This window comes from Tsukamurella conjunctivitidis (assembly GCF_007858475.1).
Classification (GTDB): domain Bacteria; phylum Actinomycetota; class Actinomycetes; order Mycobacteriales; family Mycobacteriaceae; genus Tsukamurella; species Tsukamurella conjunctivitidis.
Window position 1 is genome coordinate 1 of sequence record NZ_VIGX01000004.1, and the last position, 16,213, is coordinate 16,213.

Annotated in this window: 15 protein-coding genes; 4 read left to right on the forward strand and 11 right to left on the reverse strand. The window is 71.5% G+C overall.

Annotated features, from left to right (window positions below; genetic code table 11):
* Positions 1 to 174 precede the first annotated feature (174 nt).
* On the forward strand, positions 175 to 477 hold the full coding sequence (locus tag FK530_RS09010; RefSeq protein ID WP_146486701.1) for a MerR family transcriptional regulator: 303 nt from the start codon (positions 175 to 177) through the stop codon (positions 475 to 477).
* A gap of 28 nt (positions 478 to 505) precedes the next feature.
* Here the strand turns inward: FK530_RS09010 and FK530_RS09015 are convergent, their stop codons facing one another.
* From FK530_RS09015 to FK530_RS09030, 4 genes are read right to left on the reverse strand one after another with little or no spacing between them, the layout of a single operon-like run.
* On the reverse strand, positions 506 to 1,234 hold the full coding sequence (locus FK530_RS09015) for a lytic transglycosylase domain-containing protein (protein WP_146486702.1): 729 nt from the start codon (positions 1,232 to 1,234) through the stop codon (positions 506 to 508).
* 43 nt (positions 1,235 to 1,277) lie between these two features.
* Positions 1,278 to 2,261, reverse strand: a complete 984-nt coding sequence (locus FK530_RS09020; RefSeq protein ID WP_146486703.1) for a nucleoside triphosphate pyrophosphohydrolase — start codon at positions 2,259 to 2,261, stop codon at positions 1,278 to 1,280.
* The gene (gene mfd / locus FK530_RS09025) at positions 2,258 to 5,911 is read right to left on the reverse strand and encodes a transcription-repair coupling factor (RefSeq protein ID WP_146486704.1); all 3,654 of its coding nucleotides are present in this window, start codon (positions 5,909 to 5,911) and stop codon (positions 2,258 to 2,260) included. Before mfd ends, FK530_RS09020 begins: the two co-directional genes overlap by 4 nt.
* Before the next feature lie 52 nt (positions 5,912 to 5,963).
* Positions 5,964 to 6,623, reverse strand: coding sequence for a TetR/AcrR family transcriptional regulator (locus FK530_RS09030; RefSeq protein WP_146486705.1), 660 nt, complete (start codon positions 6,621 to 6,623; stop codon positions 5,964 to 5,966).
* Positions 6,624 to 6,691: 68 nt separating this feature from the next.
* On the opposite strand from FK530_RS09030, the gene FK530_RS09035 reads away from it, so the two are divergent.
* Together FK530_RS09035 and FK530_RS09040 are read left to right on the forward strand one after the other, a co-directional pair.
* Positions 6,692 to 7,078 (forward strand): DUF1761 domain-containing protein, encoded by a 387-nt coding sequence (locus tag FK530_RS09035; protein WP_146486706.1) that lies wholly within the window; start codon positions 6,692 to 6,694, stop codon positions 7,076 to 7,078.
* Positions 7,079 to 7,297: 219 nt separating this feature from the next.
* Positions 7,298 to 8,701, forward strand: a complete 1,404-nt coding sequence (locus FK530_RS09040) for a lipase family protein (RefSeq protein ID WP_191834075.1) — start codon at positions 7,298 to 7,300, stop codon at positions 8,699 to 8,701.
* On the opposite strand, the gene FK530_RS09045 is transcribed toward FK530_RS09040, so the two are convergent.
* Together FK530_RS09045 and FK530_RS09050 are read right to left on the reverse strand one after the other, a co-directional pair.
* Positions 8,702 to 9,016 (reverse strand): AzlD domain-containing protein, encoded by a 315-nt coding sequence (locus tag FK530_RS09045; RefSeq protein ID WP_146486708.1) that lies wholly within the window; start codon positions 9,014 to 9,016, stop codon positions 8,702 to 8,704.
* Positions 9,013 to 9,687 carry an AzlC family ABC transporter permease gene (locus FK530_RS09050; protein ID WP_166443273.1) on the reverse strand — a complete coding sequence of 225 codons (675 nt, stop codon included), beginning with the start codon at positions 9,685 to 9,687 and terminating at the stop codon, positions 9,013 to 9,015. Before FK530_RS09050 ends, FK530_RS09045 begins: the two co-directional genes overlap by 4 nt.
* An 82-nt stretch (positions 9,688 to 9,769) precedes the next feature.
* Here FK530_RS09050 and FK530_RS09055 point away from each other — a divergent pair, with 82 nt between their 5' ends.
* Positions 9,770 to 10,303, forward strand: coding sequence for a helix-turn-helix domain-containing protein (locus tag FK530_RS09055; protein ID WP_231706563.1), 534 nt, complete (start codon positions 9,770 to 9,772; stop codon positions 10,301 to 10,303).
* Positions 10,304 to 10,340: 37 nt separating this feature from the next.
* Here the strand turns inward: FK530_RS09055 and FK530_RS09060 are convergent, their stop codons facing one another.
* The 5 genes from FK530_RS09060 to nuoL are packed head-to-tail and all read right to left on the reverse strand — an operon-like array spanning position 10,341 to position 16,211.
* Positions 10,341 to 10,958 (reverse strand): TetR/AcrR family transcriptional regulator, encoded by a 618-nt coding sequence (locus tag FK530_RS09060; RefSeq protein ID WP_146486987.1) that lies wholly within the window; start codon positions 10,956 to 10,958, stop codon positions 10,341 to 10,343.
* A gap of 47 nt (positions 10,959 to 11,005) precedes the next feature.
* Complete coding sequence (locus tag FK530_RS09065) at positions 11,006 to 11,329, reverse strand: hypothetical protein (protein WP_146486711.1); 324 nt, start codon at positions 11,327 to 11,329, stop codon at positions 11,006 to 11,008.
* Between the two features lie 15 nt (positions 11,330 to 11,344).
* The gene (nuoN, locus tag FK530_RS09070) at positions 11,345 to 12,826 is read right to left on the reverse strand and encodes an NADH-quinone oxidoreductase subunit NuoN (protein WP_146486712.1); all 1,482 of its coding nucleotides are present in this window, start codon (positions 12,824 to 12,826) and stop codon (positions 11,345 to 11,347) included.
* A complete protein-coding gene (locus FK530_RS09075) occupies positions 12,823 to 14,337 on the reverse strand; it encodes an NADH-quinone oxidoreductase subunit M (RefSeq protein WP_146486713.1) in 1,515 nt (504 codons plus the stop codon). Before FK530_RS09075 ends, nuoN begins: the two co-directional genes overlap by 4 nt.
* Positions 14,334 to 16,211, reverse strand: coding sequence for an NADH-quinone oxidoreductase subunit L (gene nuoL, locus FK530_RS09080; RefSeq protein ID WP_146486714.1), 1,878 nt, complete (start codon positions 16,209 to 16,211; stop codon positions 14,334 to 14,336). Before nuoL ends, FK530_RS09075 begins: the two co-directional genes overlap by 4 nt.
* Between the last annotated feature and the right edge of the window lie 2 nt (positions 16,212 to 16,213).

Consider the following 16,213-nt stretch of genomic DNA (forward strand, 5'->3'; position numbering starts at 1 on the left):
GTCGGCGCAACCACACTGCGCACCCGCGGCCGCCCATCCACACCCCGGACTCTAGCGGCTCAGGGCCCCACTCAGGTGGGGCCGAATGAAACCGCCCTACCGGGGCCAGATCAACTTGACATAGCCATGGCACAGGCGAGGACGTGCGGCCCGATGGCACGAAGGAGGAGTGCGATGACGGAGTCACATCGCGTGCGCTCCGACCTCGGCGTGTACAGCATCTCCGTCGCGTCCGAGCTGTCGCAGGTCGGTCTGCAGACGCTGCGGCTCTACGAGCGGCGGCACCTGATCCGGCCACAGCGCACGGCGGGCGGGACCCGCCGCTACAGCGAGGACGACATCACGCGCATCCGCCGGATCACCGAACTCGTCGCGACGGGCGTCAATCTCCCCGGCGTCGAGCGCATTCTGACTCTCGAGGACGAATGCGCCGACCTGCGCACGCAGCTGGACGTCTGCCGCGCCGGTGCCGAATAGCCGTTGCCGCGTCGGTGCCGAATAGCCGTCAGGGCTGCACGTTCACCGAGTACGCGGCGGCCGCATCGCGAACGTCCAGGACGTACTTGCGGGACTGGTTGTAGACCATGACCGCCTTCTCCCAGCCCTTCGCCGTCGTCAGGTCCTTGCCCGACACGCAGAGGTACCGCGCCGCCGTCATCGCGGCGTCGTCGATGTTGTCCGGATCGGCCTTGCCGTCACCGTTGGCGTCCACGCCGAAGCGCTGCCACGTCTCGGGGATGAACTGGAACGGGCCCATCGCGGCGTCGAACTTGGCGTTCGGCCGGTGCGGATCGGTGCCGGTCGCCAGAATCTCCTGATTACCGTTCGTCCCGTCCAACGGCACGCCGCGGATCGGCGGCGAGACCTTGCCGTTCGGGGCGACCGTCGCGCCGTGGTAGGTGCCGTGCTTGCTCTCGATGAACGCGATGCCCGCAAGGGTGGTCCAGGCGATGCCGCACTCCGGCGTGCGCTGGCGCAGGGCCTCGGCCGCATTGCCGTACGCCTCCAACGAGATCACGGGGATGCCGGTGGCCACGCTGATCGGCGTGGCCCAGTCGCGCAGCAGCTCGGACGTCCGGCCCGGCCCGTTGACGTCGATCAACGGCACCGGCGCTCCCGCGCCGGGCGGGATGCCCTGCGGGATCTCGGGGCGCGGTTCGAGCGCGCCGCACCCGGCGAGCACCGTCGACGCGACGCCGACGACGACCGCAGTGCGCAGGCGGGAACTGACCATGACCGTGCCGTGAACTCTCTCGCGGGAAATGGGGGACGCGATCTCAACGTCCGGGCTGTGCCTCGGGGTTCCCGGCGTGCCGGTCGCCCCAGGCGGTGACCCATGATTCTACCCCGCCGTCGGCCATCACGGCCTCGGCCTCGCGCACCCGGTCCATGAAGGCGAGGACCCGCCGTCGGTAGTCCAGCTCGTACGCGGCGTCGGGCAGCGTCGGGTCGACGGTGACGGTGCGCACGTCGTCCGGGACCAGCTCGGCCGGGAAGCCGACGCTGCGCAAGCGCTCGAAGACCTTCGCCACCAGCGCCAACGCCGGCTGGCCGAGGGAGATCGAGTCCAGGACCGAGGCGCGGTCGCCGCGTTCGAGACGCTTCTGCCGCTCCCAGTTCTCGGCCTGCGTCGCCACGTCGACCTCGGCACCGTCGGCGAGATGCGGCGTGCGGCGGCGCACCTTGGCGGAGAGCGTGCGGGCCACGTCATCGACATCGAAGGGATAGGGGCCGTCCTCGGCGATCCGGGCGTGGAAGACGACCTGCAGCAGCAGGTCGCCGAGCTCGCTCCGCAGCTCGGCGGCGGCCGCGGCGCCGGCGTCGGCGGCCTCGAGCGCTCCCACCGCGTCCGCGACCTCGTAGGTCTCCTCCACCAGGTACCGCAGGAGGCTCGCGTGCGTCTGCTCCGATTCCCACGGACCCTCGCGCCGCAGCCGGTCGATCAGGGCGACGGTGTCGAGCACGGCCAGCCCGGCGGGCCGGGGCGCCGCGATCACGTCGGCGCCGGCCGCCCGCAGTGCGACCGCCGCGGGGTGCGCCTCGTCGGAGGTGAGCAGCGTCGCGCCCGCGGGGGCCTCGGTGCCGAGCACGGCGTGCCCGTCGGGGAGGTGCCACGCGAGCCGTACCGGCAGTTCCTCGGTGTAGAAGACGGGGCCGGTGAGCCGTTCGAGCGCCGCCACGGGGAGCAGCGTGGGCAGCGCGGGGTTGAGCACGACGACGGTGCCCCGCGCCCGCGCGGCGGAGCCGCTCGTCTCGGTCACGGTGCCTCCGTCGCCGCGACGGCACGAGGCGGCTGATCGAGCCGCCAGTACCCCGCGCCCTTGCCGTCCATCGCGGCGAGGAAGTCGGCGACGGCCTGCAGCACCTCGATGTCGCGGACGCGCTCGCTGCCCACGCCACCGCCGCCGACCCGCGGGAGCGGGAAGGTGATCGTGCGGGTGGCGGCGCGGTACGAGCCGCCGGGGTAGAGCCGCTTGAGCCGCATCTGCTGGGAGTCGAGCAGTTCCATCGGAGCGATCCGCAGGTTGGTACCGGTCACGGTGATCTCGGTGACGCCGGCGTTCCGTGCCAGCGAGCGGAGCCGTGCGATCGCCGCGAGCCGCTCCACCTCCACCGGCGGTGGGCCGTAGCGGTCGGTGAGCTCGGTGAGGACTTCGGCGACGGCCGAGTCGTCATGCGCCGCTGCCAGTTTGCGGTACGCCTCCAGTCGCAGCCGATCGCTGGTCACGTAGTCGGGCGGGATGTGCGCGTCCACGGGCAGGTCGATGCGCACCTCCTTCTGCTCCTCGGGCACGGTGATGGGCTTGCCGTCGGCGGCGGCCCGGTAGGCCTCCACTGCCTCGCCGACGAGCCGCACGTACAGGTCGAAGCCGACGCCCGCGACGTGGCCGGACTGCTCGGCGCCGAGGACATTGCCGGCGCCGCGGATCTCGAGATCCTTCATCGCGACGGCCATGCCGGCGCCGAGGTCGTTGTTCTGGGCGATCGTCGCCAACCGGTCGTAGGCCGTCTCGGTGAGCGGCTTCTCCGACGGGTACAGGAAGTAGGCGTAGCCGCGCTCACGGGAGCGGCCCACGCGCCCGCGGAGCTGGTGCAGCTGGGACAGGCCGAGGTTCTCGGCCCGCTCGACGATGAGGGTGTTCGCGTTCGAGATGTCCAGGCCCGTCTCAACGATCGTGGTGCACACGAGGACGTCGAACTCACGGTTCCAGAAGCCCTGCACGGTGCTCTCCAGCGCCTCCTCACCCATCTGGCCGTGCGCGACCACCACGCGCGCCTCGGGCACCATGTCGCGGATGTGCTTGGCGGCCCGGTCGATCGAGCTGACCCGGTTGTGCACGTAGAAGACCTGGCCGTCGCGCAGCAGCTCGCGGCGGATGGCGGCCGCCACCTGTTTGTCGTCGTAGGCGCCCACATAGGTGAGTACGGGGTGGCGCTCCTCGGGCGGAGTCAGGATGGTGGACATCTCGCGGATGCCCGCCATGCTCATCTCGAGCGTGCGGGGGATCGGGGTCGCGCTCATGGTCAACACGTCCACGTTGGTGCGCAGCGCCTTGATGTGCTCCTTGTGCTCGACGCCGAAACGCTGTTCCTCGTCGACGACGACCAGTCCGAGGTCCTTCCACCGCACGCCGGTCTGCAGCAGGCGGTGCGTACCCACGACCACGTCGACGCTGCCGTCGGCGAGTCCCTCGAGCACGGCCTGCGTCTCGAACTTGTCGGTGAACCGGGAGAGCCCCTTGACCGTGACGGGGAAGCCCTGCATCCGCTCCTCGAAGGTCTTCAGATGCTGTTGCGCGAGCAGCGTGGTGGGCACGAGCACGGCGACCTGCTTGCCGTCCTGCACCGCCTTGAACGCTGCGCGGACCGCGATCTCCGTCTTGCCGTAGCCCACGTCGCCGATGACGACGCGGTCCATCGGGACGGCCTTCTCCATGTCGGCCTTCACGTCGCCGATCACCGTCATCTGGTCGACGGTCTCGGTGAACGGGAAGGCGTCCTCCATCTCGCGCTGCCAGGGGGAGTCGGGCGCGAAGGCGTGGCCCGGCGCGGCGTTGCGCGCCGCGTACAGCTGCACCAGTTCGCCGGCGATCTCACGGACGGCCTTGCGCGCCTTGCGCTTGGTGTTCTGCCAGTCGCTGCCGCCCATCTTCGACAGGGCGGGCATCTCGCCGCCGACGTAGCGGGAGAGCTGGTCGAGGGATTCCATCGGCACGAAGAGCTTGTCGCCCGGCTGGCCGCGCTTGCCCGGTGCGTACTCGATGACCAGGTACTCGCGGCGGGCGCCCGCCACGGTGCGCTCGATCATCTCCACGAACTTGCCGATGCCGTGCTCGTCGTGCACCACCAGATCGCCGGCGGTCAGCGCGAGCGGGTCGACCTGGTTGCGGCGCTTGGCCGGAAGGCGACGCCCGTCGCCGACGCCCGCGACGCGGTTGCCGGTGAGGTCCGGCTCGGCGAGCAGCACGAGCTTCTCCGCGGGCACCGTCAGGCCGGTCTGCAGGCTGCCGCGCAGGACGCCGACGGTGCCCGTCCTGGGTGCGGCGCCCGCGTCCAGTTCGCTGGCGGGGACCTCCGCGTCGCGCAGCCGCTCGAGGATGCGGGCGCGGGTTCCCTGTCCGGCGACCACGATCACGCCGGTGCCGCCGGATGCGACGTGTGCGCGGAGGGTGGCGAAGAGCTTTTCCGCCTCGGCCTCGGAACCCCGTGGCGCCGGCGCGTGTTCGGCGCGGACGGTGAGGTGGTCCGGGCCCTCGTCGGGCCCCGTCGCGAGCGGGGAGACGGTCCACCACGGCCGGCCGTGGTCGACGACGGAGGCTCGTACGTCCTCGAGCGCACGATAAGCGCTGGCGCCCAAGTTCATTCCCGAGGGGTCCAGCGGTGCGGCCGAGCCGAGGGCTGCCGCGGTCCACGACGCTTCGAGGAACTCCTGCCCGGTGCGCCCGAGATCCGCTGCGCGGGTGCGGATCTTCTCGGGGTCGAGGAGCAGGGTGTGCGCACCGGCGGGCAGCACGTCGGTGAGCAGCTGCAGCTCGCCCGGGATGAGCGCCGGGATCAGCGCTTCCATGCCCTCGACGGGGATGCCCTGGGAGAGCTTCTCCAGCATCTCGACCAGGGCGGCGTCGGACTCGTGCTCGACCTTCAGTGCCGCCGCGCGCTCGCGGACCTCCGCCGTGAGCAGCAGCTCGCGGCAGGGGTAGACGTGCACCGTTGCGACCTCGACCTCGGGCTGCGAGCGCTGGTCGGCGACCGAGAAGGCGCGGAGGTCGGTGATCTCGTCACCCCAGAACTCCACGCGCACGGGCAGATCGGTCGTGGTGGGGAAGACGTCGAGGATGCCGCCGCGCACGGCGAACTCGCCGCGCTTGCCCACCATGTCGACGCGGGTGTAGGCGAGCTCCACGAGGGTCTCGATGAGGTGGTCGAAGTCGTGCTCCACGCCCTCGCGCAGTGTGATCGACGGGGCGTCGCCGAGCCCGGGGGCCATGGGCTGGACCAGGGACCGGACCGTGGCCACGACGGCGCGGAGCGGCTCGCCGTACTGCGCGTCCTCGGGGCGCGCGAGGCGGCGCAGCACCTGCAGGCGCCGGCCGACGGTATCGGCGCCGGGGGAGAGCCTCTCGTGCGGGAGCGTCTCCCAGCTGGGGAACTGGGCGACGGCACCGTCGCCCAGCATCTCCCGGAGCTCGGAGGTCAGGTCGTCCGCCTCGCGTCCGGTGGCGGTGACGACGAGGACGGGCGCGCGGTCGGCGAGCGCTGAGACGAGGAAGGGACGCGCACCGTCGACCGCGGTGACCGTGAGCTCGGGCCTGCCCGCCGCCTCGGCGAAGGTCGCGACATCGGGATCGGCGGCGACCGCCCTGGTCAGTCCGGAGAGGGCGGGGACGGATACGGGGGCGGCGTCAGGCACCGATCCAGTGTATTGGCGCGGTCCGACACGTGCCGACGGGCCCGAGCGCCGCTCAGGAGCCGGAGCTCGACGGCGCGTAGCGGGCCAGGAAGGTCGCCACCGCCTCGTCGGCGACGGCGTCGGATTCCTCCTGCGTACAGCCCGTCCGGCCGCCCGTCAGAGTGAGCCGGTTGAGCGGCGCGGCGAGCGCGAGCCACGTGAACTGCTCGGCCGCGGTGGCAGGGCTGTCGAGGTCGAGCAGGCCCCGGTCGGCGAGATGGGCGAGCGCGTCGGCGAGGAGGGCCTGGTTGCGGTCCCAGCTGCGTCGTACGTAGTCGTCGGCCACGTCGGGGAAGCGGTGCGCCTCGGCGGCGACGAGGGTACGCATCCGCAGGACCGGGGCGCTGAGTACGCCGGCCTGCAGCGTGCGGGCGAGTGCGCGCAGCCCGCGCCCGGCGTCGTCCGCGGCCATGAGCGCGTCGAGGTGCGGGCGCATCGCGTCGCGACCGCGGTCCACCCAGTCCCGGACCACCGCCGCGTACAGCTCGTCCTTCGACGGGTACTGCCGGTAGAGCGTCTGCTTCGAGGTCCGGGCGGCGGCGGCCACCGCGTCCATCGTGGTGCCGGCGAAGCCCCGGTCGAGGAACAGGTCGCGGGCCAGGGCGAGCAGGTCGGCGCCGCTGCTGCCGCCGGGCCGGCCGCGGGGTCGGGGTGCCTCTGACGCGCTGTCCATACCGAAATAGTACTGGACAGTACTTGAAGGTGATCGTAGAGTACTCATTAGTACTAAAGGAGGACGCCATGATCGTCGTAGGTATCGTCGTCGCCGCCGTCGCGGCTTTCGTGCTCAGCTCGACCTATTACGTGGCTCTCGCCCCGGTGGAGCAGCGGGCGCTGGGTGACCGCGCACTCGACCGCGGGCGGCCGGGGCCGGCGAAGGTCGTCGCCGAGCTCGTCCGCACGGCCGTGGTCGCGGCGGGATTCGCCTGGATCGCGGACCGATCCGGAACGCTCTCGCTGCCCGGCTCCCTCGCGCTCGCCCTCGTGCTGTGGGTCGCGTTCCCCGTGGTCCTGCTGACCGGATCGATCATCTGGGAGCGCGTTCCGTGGCAGACCGCCGCGATCCACGCCGGTGATTGGCTCCTCAAGCTCGTGCTCGTCGCCGTCGTGCTGGGCCTGCTGCACTGAGCGCCCGCCTGTCGGCGACCCTCCCTAGCGGGGCGTGCGGCGCCGTGGCGCGCCGTGCATTCCCCAGGTCCATGGACCTGGGGAGGCGGGCGCCCCGCTAGGGAAGTCTGTGGCGGGGCGCGGTCGACGGCGCCGTGACCCGCGCCTTCGAGGTCTTGACAGGTGACGGAGGTCACCTTAAGTTCCTTGCTTATGGTGAATGAAACATCAGCGTTCCGGATGGGATCGCGCACCCTCGCGGCGCTGATCGGCGCGATCGTCGTGATCGCGACGGGGATGGTCACGGCCCCGAGTGCGCAGGCGCTCCCGCCCATCGTCGAGCCCTCCCCGCCCGCGGACTCCTTCTACGACCGGCCGGCCGACCTCGCCTCGAAGAAGCCGGGTGAGATCGTGCGCACCCGGACGACGTCGATCCGGTCGCTGCAGTTCATGCCGATGAACGTCGACGCCTGGCAGCTCGCCTACCGGACCACCGGGATGAACGGCGAGCCGGACCTGAGCGTGACCACGGTGATGGTGCCGCGCGGCAAGAAGCCCACCAAGTTGCTGTCCTACCAGGCGGCCGCCGACTCGACCCTGCGGATCTGCCAGTCCTCCTACGCCACCACGAAGGGCGGACCGATCGACCTCACCGCGAAGGAGGGGCCGCTCACCTTCGGCATGCCCGGCGCCGAGCTGCTCTTCGCCGGGCTCGGCCTGCAGGAGGGTTGGGCCGTCGCGATGCCCGACCACGGCGGCGGCGAGGACCGCTTCCTCACGCCCCGGCAGCCCGGCTGGGCCGTGCTCGACGGCATCCGCGCGGTGGAGAACTTCTCCCGCCTCGGGCTGAACACGAAGACGCCCGTCACGCTGTGGGGCTATTCGGGCGGCGCGATCGCCAGCAGCTGGACCATCGAGGAGCAGCCGACCTATGCGCCCGAGTTGAACATCCGCGGGGCGGCCTTCGGCGCCCCGGAGCGCGACCTCGAGGCCTCGCTGAAGTCGGTGAACACCTCGCTCCTCGCCGGCCTGATCCCCCTCGCGCTGTCCGCGCTCGGCAAGGACTCCGAGGAGTTCCGCGTCGCGCTCGACAAGGTGCTCACGCCCGAGGGGCGCGCCCGTGTCAACGAGACGCGACGGCACTGCATGCCGCAGAACGTCGTGGCGAACCTGTGGTTCGACTACAACCGGCTGCTGTCCAAGCCCGTCGACGAGGTGCTGCGGATCCCCGTGATCGCCAAGACCATCCGGGAGCGCGGCGTGAGCGGCCGGGTTCCCACGGTGCCCGCGTACGTGTACAACGGCATCACCGAGGAGGTCGCGCCGATCACGGGCACCGACAAGCTGGTGAATTCGTACTGCAAGGGCGGCGCCTCGGTGACGTACCGCCGCGAGGAGTTCCCGCCGAACCCGGTGCCGCAGGTGATGACGACGCACGGCACCGTCGTCGTGACCGGGGCGGGCGCCGCGTTCAACTGGCTCAAGGACCGGATGAACTCCACGGGCCCGGCGCCGTCCGGCTGCGACATCCGCAACGTCTTCAGCAGCGGCCTCGAGCCCGCGGCGATCGGCACCTTCGGCCAGGCGATCGGCACCATCCTCGCCTCGCTCGTGGGGGCGCCGCTCGGAGCGGGCCCCCGCTAGTCAGGGGACGCCGGCGAGGCGGAGCAGCGCGGTGGCGCCGCCGGCGGCGACGATCACCAGCGGCAGAGAGCATCGTCGCCACGCCAGGAGCCCGGCGACGGCGACTCCGGTGATGCGGGCTAGCCCGCCGAACTCCCGTCCGTCGGCGATGGCGGTCGTCGCCATCACGCCCGCCAGCAGAGCGAGGGCGCACAGGTCGACGGTCCGCCGCGCCCTGTCGGACAGGTCGAATCGACCGGCGAACACGGGTCCGGCCGCCCGCATGGCGAACGTGGCCACCGCGAGGGCGATGCCGGCCCACACCACGGCGGTCACGGCCGAACCCCGAACAGGCGTAGGGCCGGCACGGCCAGCAGGGCGAGGATCGGGGCCAAGCCTGCGGGTGCCCACGGCACGGCGACAAGTGCGAACAGGATCGCGAGGAGGAGCATCGTCCGGGTGGACTTCTCGCGCAACGCGGGGACGAGCAGCGCGAGGAGGACCGCCGGGAACACCGCGTCGAGGCCCAGCGCCGCCGGGGCGATGACGGACCCGACGGCCGCGCCCGCGGCGGCACCCAGCGGCCACGCGAGCATGATGCCCGCGCCGGCGTATGTCATTCCGCGCCTGCCTGATTCGACGTCGGGTTGGGCGAGAGCCAGGGCGATCGATTCGTCGTTGACGAGATGGATCCGGAGCAGTCGCGCGGCGCCGGAGCCGACGTAGGGCGCCGCTGCCAGGCCGTACGCCAGGTGTCGCGCGTTGACCAGTGCGGCGGCCGCGAATGCCACGACCGGCGTGCCACCGGCGGCGATCAGACCGACGAAGAGCATCTCGGCGGATCCGGCCAGGACGAGGGTGCCGAGCAGCGGCGCGAACCACCATGGCAGGCCGCCGGCCACCGTCTGTGCCCCGTACGCGATACCGATGCACCCGACCGCGACGGCGAGGAGGGCCGCAGGTCGGAGCAGCGGATCAGCCCGCTTCGTTCGCCACTCCGTACGCATGTCCAATAGAATGAACGAAGACGAAGGCGTTCGTCAAGACGAACGATAGGAGTGTGTAGCGAACATGTCGAGTGTCCCGATCATGGCCATCGCGTCCGGGATCCAGCGCGAGCGGGCGAGCGCGGGCTGGAGCATGGCCGAACTCGCCCGTCGAGCGGGGATAGCCAAATCGACGCTGTCACAGCTCGAAGCGGGGACCGGGAACCCCAGCGTGGAGACGTTGTGGGCGCTGGCCACCGCCCTGGGTGTCCCGTTCGCCCGGCTGCTCGGCGGCGGGGAGGTCGAGGTCACGGTGGTCCGGTCCGACGAGGGTGCGACGGTCCCTTCGGATTCCGCGGACTACGCGGCGACGCTGCTCACCGCATCGCCCCCGTCCGTACGGCGGGACGTCTACCGCATCGACGCAGCTCCGGGGTCGCGCCGCGATTCGGCGGCGCACGTCACCGGCACTGTCGAGCACGTGCTGCTGTGCAGCGGCGAGGCGCTGGTGGGCCCCGCCGATCGCCCCGTGACGCTGGCGCCCGGAGACTTCATCACCTACCCGGGAGACGCGCCCCACGTCTTCGAGGCGCTCGTCGCCGGTACACGCGCGGTGCTGATCAGCGAGCAGCGCTGACACCTCTGTGACGCCGGGCCCGTGGGAGCGCGGTGGACTACTCCTCGTCGGGCTCGCCCAATTGGCTCGGCTCGATGGCGACGGGGTTCTCCTTGAGACCGATGAGGCCGTACCAGGAGAGGTTCACGATGTGGGCGGCCACGGCCTCCTTGGGCGGGTCGCGCACTTCGAGCCACCACTGCGCGGTCATGGCGACCATGCCGACCAGGGCCTGGGCGTAGAGCGGGGCCAGACCGGGGTCGAGGTTCTTGGTGGAGAACTCGCCCTCCAGATGGCTCTCGACCTGCCCGACGAGGTCGTTGAGCAGCGTCGAGTAGCCCCCGGAGTGCTCGACGGAGCTGTTCCGGGTGAGGATCCGGAAGCCGTCGGCCCGTTCCTCGACGTAGGTGAGCAGCGCCAGTGCGATCTGCTCGATGCGGGTCTTCGACCGGTCCTCGAGCATGGCGCGGGAGAAGACCTCGAGCACCATCTCCATCTCGCGGTCCACGACCACCGCGTACAGCCCCTCCTTGCCGCCGAAGTGCTCGTAGACCACGGGTTTGGAGACACCGGCCTTCGCCGCGACCTCCTCGATGGTCGCCGCCTCGTAGCCGCGATCGGCGAAGACCGACCGGGCGGTGTTCACCAGCTGATTGCGGCGCTCGGCGGCCGTCATCCGCTTGCGGACCGGCGTGCCCTCCCGCCGCGGCTTGGACGACGTGGTCACGGCGTGTCCGTCGGGTCGGGCGCGGCACCGTCGCCCCCGGCGGGTTCCGCGGGCTTGCGGGAGGCCTCGGCCTGGGCGGCCACCTGAGCCCGGTACGCGGCCTCGGCCTTGTCGTGCTGGTTCTTGATGAACCGGCTGGCGAAGACGAGCCCGACGAAGAACAGCAGCTCGAAGACGATGGCGGCGACGTACAGCACGCGCGCCGTGGTCGTCGTCGCGTCGGTGAGCCGCCAGATCAGCACGCCGAGCACCAGCAGCAGGACTGCGCCCATCGACTTCAACTGCAGGCCGTTGCTGAACGGAAGCGGCTTGTCACTCATGGGTGACGATTCTACTTACCTGCCGGTGAACACCGTGAGATCGGCGAACAGGTCCAGCAGCGGCTGCGGGAAGACGCCCAGCGCGACCACCGCCACCACGCCCAGCGCGATGGCGAAACCGGTGAGCGGATCCACCCGCGGCACGTCGGGCGCGAACTCGTGCGCCGGCGCGAAGTACATGGTCATCAGCACGCGGATGTAGAAGACGGCGGCGAGTGCGCTGGCGAGGACGCCCACCGCGACGAGCCACCCGCCGCCACGCTGCGCCGCGGCCGCGAAGACCGCGAACTTGCCGGCGAACCCGCCGGTCAGCGGGATCCCGGCGAAGGACAACAGGAACAGGGCCATCGAACCCGCCAGCAGCGGCCGCGACCGGCCGAGCCCGGCCCACCGCTCCAACTCGGGCACCTCCGCACTGGTCCCGTCCGGTCGCGCCTCCCGGACGGCGGACGCGACCGCGAACGCGCCGACCGTGCTGATCCCGTAGACGGCCAGGTAGAAGCAGACCGCGCCGGTCCCGCGGACCGTTCCCGCGAAGACAGCGATGAGCAGGAAGCCGGTGTGCGCGATCGCGGAGTAGGCAAGGAGGCGCTTGACGTCGGACTGCGTGACCGCGATGACGGACCCGACGACGACGGTGACCACGGCGACGGCGGCGACGACCGGGCGCCAGGGCACGTCCCGGAACGCGACGAGCGTGAGCCGCACGATCACGCCGAAGGCCGCGATCTTGGTGGCCGCCGCCATGAACGCGGTGACCGGCGTCGGTGCGCCCTGGTAGACGTCGGGCACCCACGAGTGGAAGGGCACGGCGCCCACCTTGAACAGCAGGCCGACGCCGATCAACGCCGCGCCGACGGTGCCGAAGACCGCGTCCTGCGGGACCGCCGCGATCGATGTGGAGCCCGTCGCCGCGAAGCGCAGGGCGACGCCGAACAGGAGGATCGCCGAGCTGAACGCTCCCAGTAGGAAGTACTTCAGCGCCGCCTCGAGGGGCAGCAGCCCACGACGTTTGGCCAGCGCGCACAGCAGGTACAACGGCAGGGAGAAGACCTCGAGGGCGACGAACAGTGTCAGCCAGTCCTGCGCCGAGACGAAGGCCAGCATGCCGCCGAGCGCGAACAGCGTCAGCGGGACCGCCTCGGTGTGCGTCAGCGAGTCGTAGCGCGCGACCATCAACGCCAAGGCCGGCAGCGTCGAGATCAGGAGCAGCCCCTGCAGCGCGAGGGAGGGCCCGTCGTCGGCGATCGACCCCGCGAGCACCGCGCGGGGGCGGGCCCCGGTGTCCGCGAGCACCGCCACCGCGACCAGGGCCGCGACGATCGCGCCGCCGCCCAGCACCGCGTGCACCTTCGCCCGGATCCCGGCGGGCGCGAAGGACTCCACCAGCACCCCGGCGATCGCCGCCGCGAAGACGATGATCGCGGGAGCGATCCGCGCGTACTCGATCGACGGCGCCGGGAGCGCAGCGAGCGGGCCGAGTGCCGACGGGGTCATCGCGCGACCTCCGCGACCGTGGGGGAGACCGACGGATTGATCGCGTCCAGCGCGGGGCCCGGGAAGAAGCCGAGCACGAACAGGGCCACGACCAGCGGCACCAGCACGAGCAACTCGCGCGGCCGCGCATCGGCGGAATCACCGGGCCCGCTCCCTCCGCTCCCGGCGCCGAAGGTGCGCTCCACACCGTCCGGCACCGGGCCGGTGAACATCCGCTGGTAGGTCCACAGCACGTACATCGCGGACAGCACGAGCGCCACCACGGAGACGATCGCCGCGATCGCCCACCGCGGGTAGGTACCGACCACCACCAGCAACTCCGAGACGAAGGGGCCGAGGCCGGGCAGCGACAGGGTCGCGAGCCCGGCGATGAGGAACACCGCGCCCAGCTTCGGGGCCCGCGACCAGACGCCGCCGAAGTCGCCGATCCTGCGGCTCCCGCGGCGCGCTACCAGGACTCCGGCGACGAGGAACAGCGCGGCCGTCGCCACGCCGTGATTGACCATGTACAGCACGGATCCGGCCTGCGAATCGCCCGTGCGGGCGAAGACGCCCAGGATGATGAAGCCGAAGTGGCTGATCGACGTGTACGCGATGAGCGACATCACGTCGGACTGCCCGATCGCGAGGATCGCGCCGTAGACGATCCCGATCACGGCCAGCGCCGCGACCCACGGTGCGAACCTGGCGGCCGCGTCCGGGAACAGGGTCAAGCAGTAGCGCAGCATCGCGAACGTGCCCACCTTGTCGACGATCGCCATCATCAGCACGGCCGTCGGCGGATTCGTCTGCACCGCAGCGCCGGGCAGCCAGGTGTGCAGCGGCCACAGCGGGGCCTTCACCGCGAAGGCGAACAGGAAGCCCAGGAACATCAGGTCCTGCGCGACCCCGGGGCCGGGCCGCGCGCCGTCGAGCAGGGCGCGCAGGTCGAAGGTGCCGGAGGCGGCGTACAGCGCGACCACGGCCGCGAGCATCACGAGCCCGCCGGCGAGGTTGTACAGCAGGAACTTCACCGCCGCGTGCGCGCGGACCGTCGATTCGCTGCCGGTGCCGCCGAACCCTGCCAGCAGGAAGTACAGCGGGATCAGCATGGCCTCGAAGACGAGGTAGAACAGCAGGACGTCGGTGGCGACGAAGCTGACCAGCACCATCGCCTCGACCGCCAGCGTGAGAGCGACGTACGTACCCGCCCGTTCACTGTCGGGCGAGGTCTCGCGCCACGCGGCGAGCAGCAGGACCGGCAGCAGCGCCGCGGTGAGCAGCACCAGCACGAGCCCCGTGCCGTCGAGCCCCAGGCGGTAACCCGCCCCGAACGACGGTATCCACGAATGCGATTCGACGAACTGGAAGCCGCCCGCGGGGTCGAAGGCGCACGCCAGCCCGATGCCGATCACCAACGCGACGAACGAGGCCGCCAGTCCGATCCACCGCGCCGCGCGCGGCGCCGCGGCCGCCGCGACGGCACCCACCGCGGGCGCCGCCCACAGCAGCGTCAGCCAGGGCCCGCTCATGAGAGCCACACCGCCGCGGCGCCGATGAGCACCGCCGTCCCGGCCAGCATGGTCAGTGCGTAGCTGCGGGCGTACCCGGTCTGCGAGCGCCGCAACAGGAGCGAACCGAGGTGCACGCCCGCGGGGATCGCGTCGATCGCCCCGTCGATGCCCGTGCGCTCGGCCACGAGCAACGCCTCGGTGGCGGCCTGCCCGGGGCGCATGAAGACGGCCTCGTTGAGGGCGTCGCCGTACAGGTCCTTCCGGGCCGCACGGGTCAGCGCGCTCACCGCCGACGGTGCCTCCACGGGCACCGTCCGCGTGGTGCGGACCGCCACCGCCACGCCGATCGCCACGGCCCCCAGGACCAGGATCGTGACCGCCCAGGCGGGGATCGCGTGGTGCGCCTCGGGCGCGGATCCGACGGCGGGGGCCAGGAAGTCGGACAGCGTGCCGCCGATCACCAGGAGCGCGCCCGCGCCGACGCTGCCCAGCGCCAGCACGATCATGGGCGCCGTCATCACCCGCGGCGACTCGTGCGGATGCGTGCCCTCGCGCCAGCGGGGCGCGCCGAAGAACGTCAGCACCATCACCCTCGTCATGTAGAAGCCGGTGATCCCCGCGCCGAGGATCGCGGCGCCGCCCAGCACGACGCCCCAGAATCCGCCGCGCCCGAGCGCCGTCTCGATGATCCCGTCCTTGGTGAAGAAGCCCGATAGCGGTGGGACGCCGATGATCGCGAGGTACCCGAGGCCGAAGGTGACTGCGGTGACCGGCATGAGTTTCGCCAGGCCGCCGTACCGGCGCATGTCGGTCTCGTCGTTCATCCCGTGCATCACCGAGCCCGCGCCGAGGAACAGGCCGGCCTTGAAGCAGCCGTGCGCCAGCAGGTGCGCGATCGCCAGCGCGTAGCCGGCGGGACCGAGGCCCGCGGCGAGCACCATGTAGCCGATCTGGCTCATCGTCGACGCGGCGAGGGCCTTCTTGATGTCGTCCTTCGCGCAACCGATCACGGCGCCGAAGAGCAGCGTCACCGCGCCGACGGCGAGCACGAAGCCCTGTGCCACCGGCGCCGCTTCGAAGACCGGGCCGGTGCGCACGATGAGGTAGACGCCCGCGGTGACCATCGTCGCGGCGTGGATGAGGGCCGAGACCGGGGTGGGTCCCTCCATCGCGTCGCCCAGCCAGCTCTGGAGTGGGACCTGTGCGGATTTCGCGCAGGCGGCGAGGAGTAGGAGCAGGCCCAGCCAGGTGAGCACGCCCTCGCCGGCCTCGCCGGCGCGCGGCAGGAACTCGCCGAACGTGGTGGTGCCGAACGTCGTCAGGGTGACCGCGACGGCGAGGGCCAGCCCCATGTCGCCGACCCGGTTGACGATGAACGCCTTCCGTGCAGCCGTCGCGGCCGAGGGCTTGTGCTGCCAGAAGCCGATGAGCAGGTAGGAAGCGAGCCCCACGCCCTCCCAACCGAGGTAGAGCACCACCAGATCGTCGGCCAGCACCAGTACCAACATCGCGCCGAGGAACAGATTGAGGTAGCCGAAGAACCGCCGGCGGGCTGGGTCCGCCGCCATGTAGCCGATCGAGTAGACGTGGATCAGCGTGCCCACGCCCGTGATGAGCAGCGCGAAGCACACCGAGAGCTGGTCCAGCCGGAACGCCAGGTCCACCGAGAGGTCGCCGCCCGAGAACCAGTGGTAGAGCACGGTACCCACCGACCGGTCCGCCGGATCACGGGCCAGCAGCAGCCCGAAGGCGACCGCCGCGACCACGAAGGAGAGCGCCGCGACCGCGGTCCCGAACAGGTGTCCCCAGTGGTTCGTGCGGCGGCCGCCGAGCAGCAGCACGGCCGCTCCGGCGAGGGGGATCAGCGGCAGTGCCGCGAGGAGTCCGGTCACTT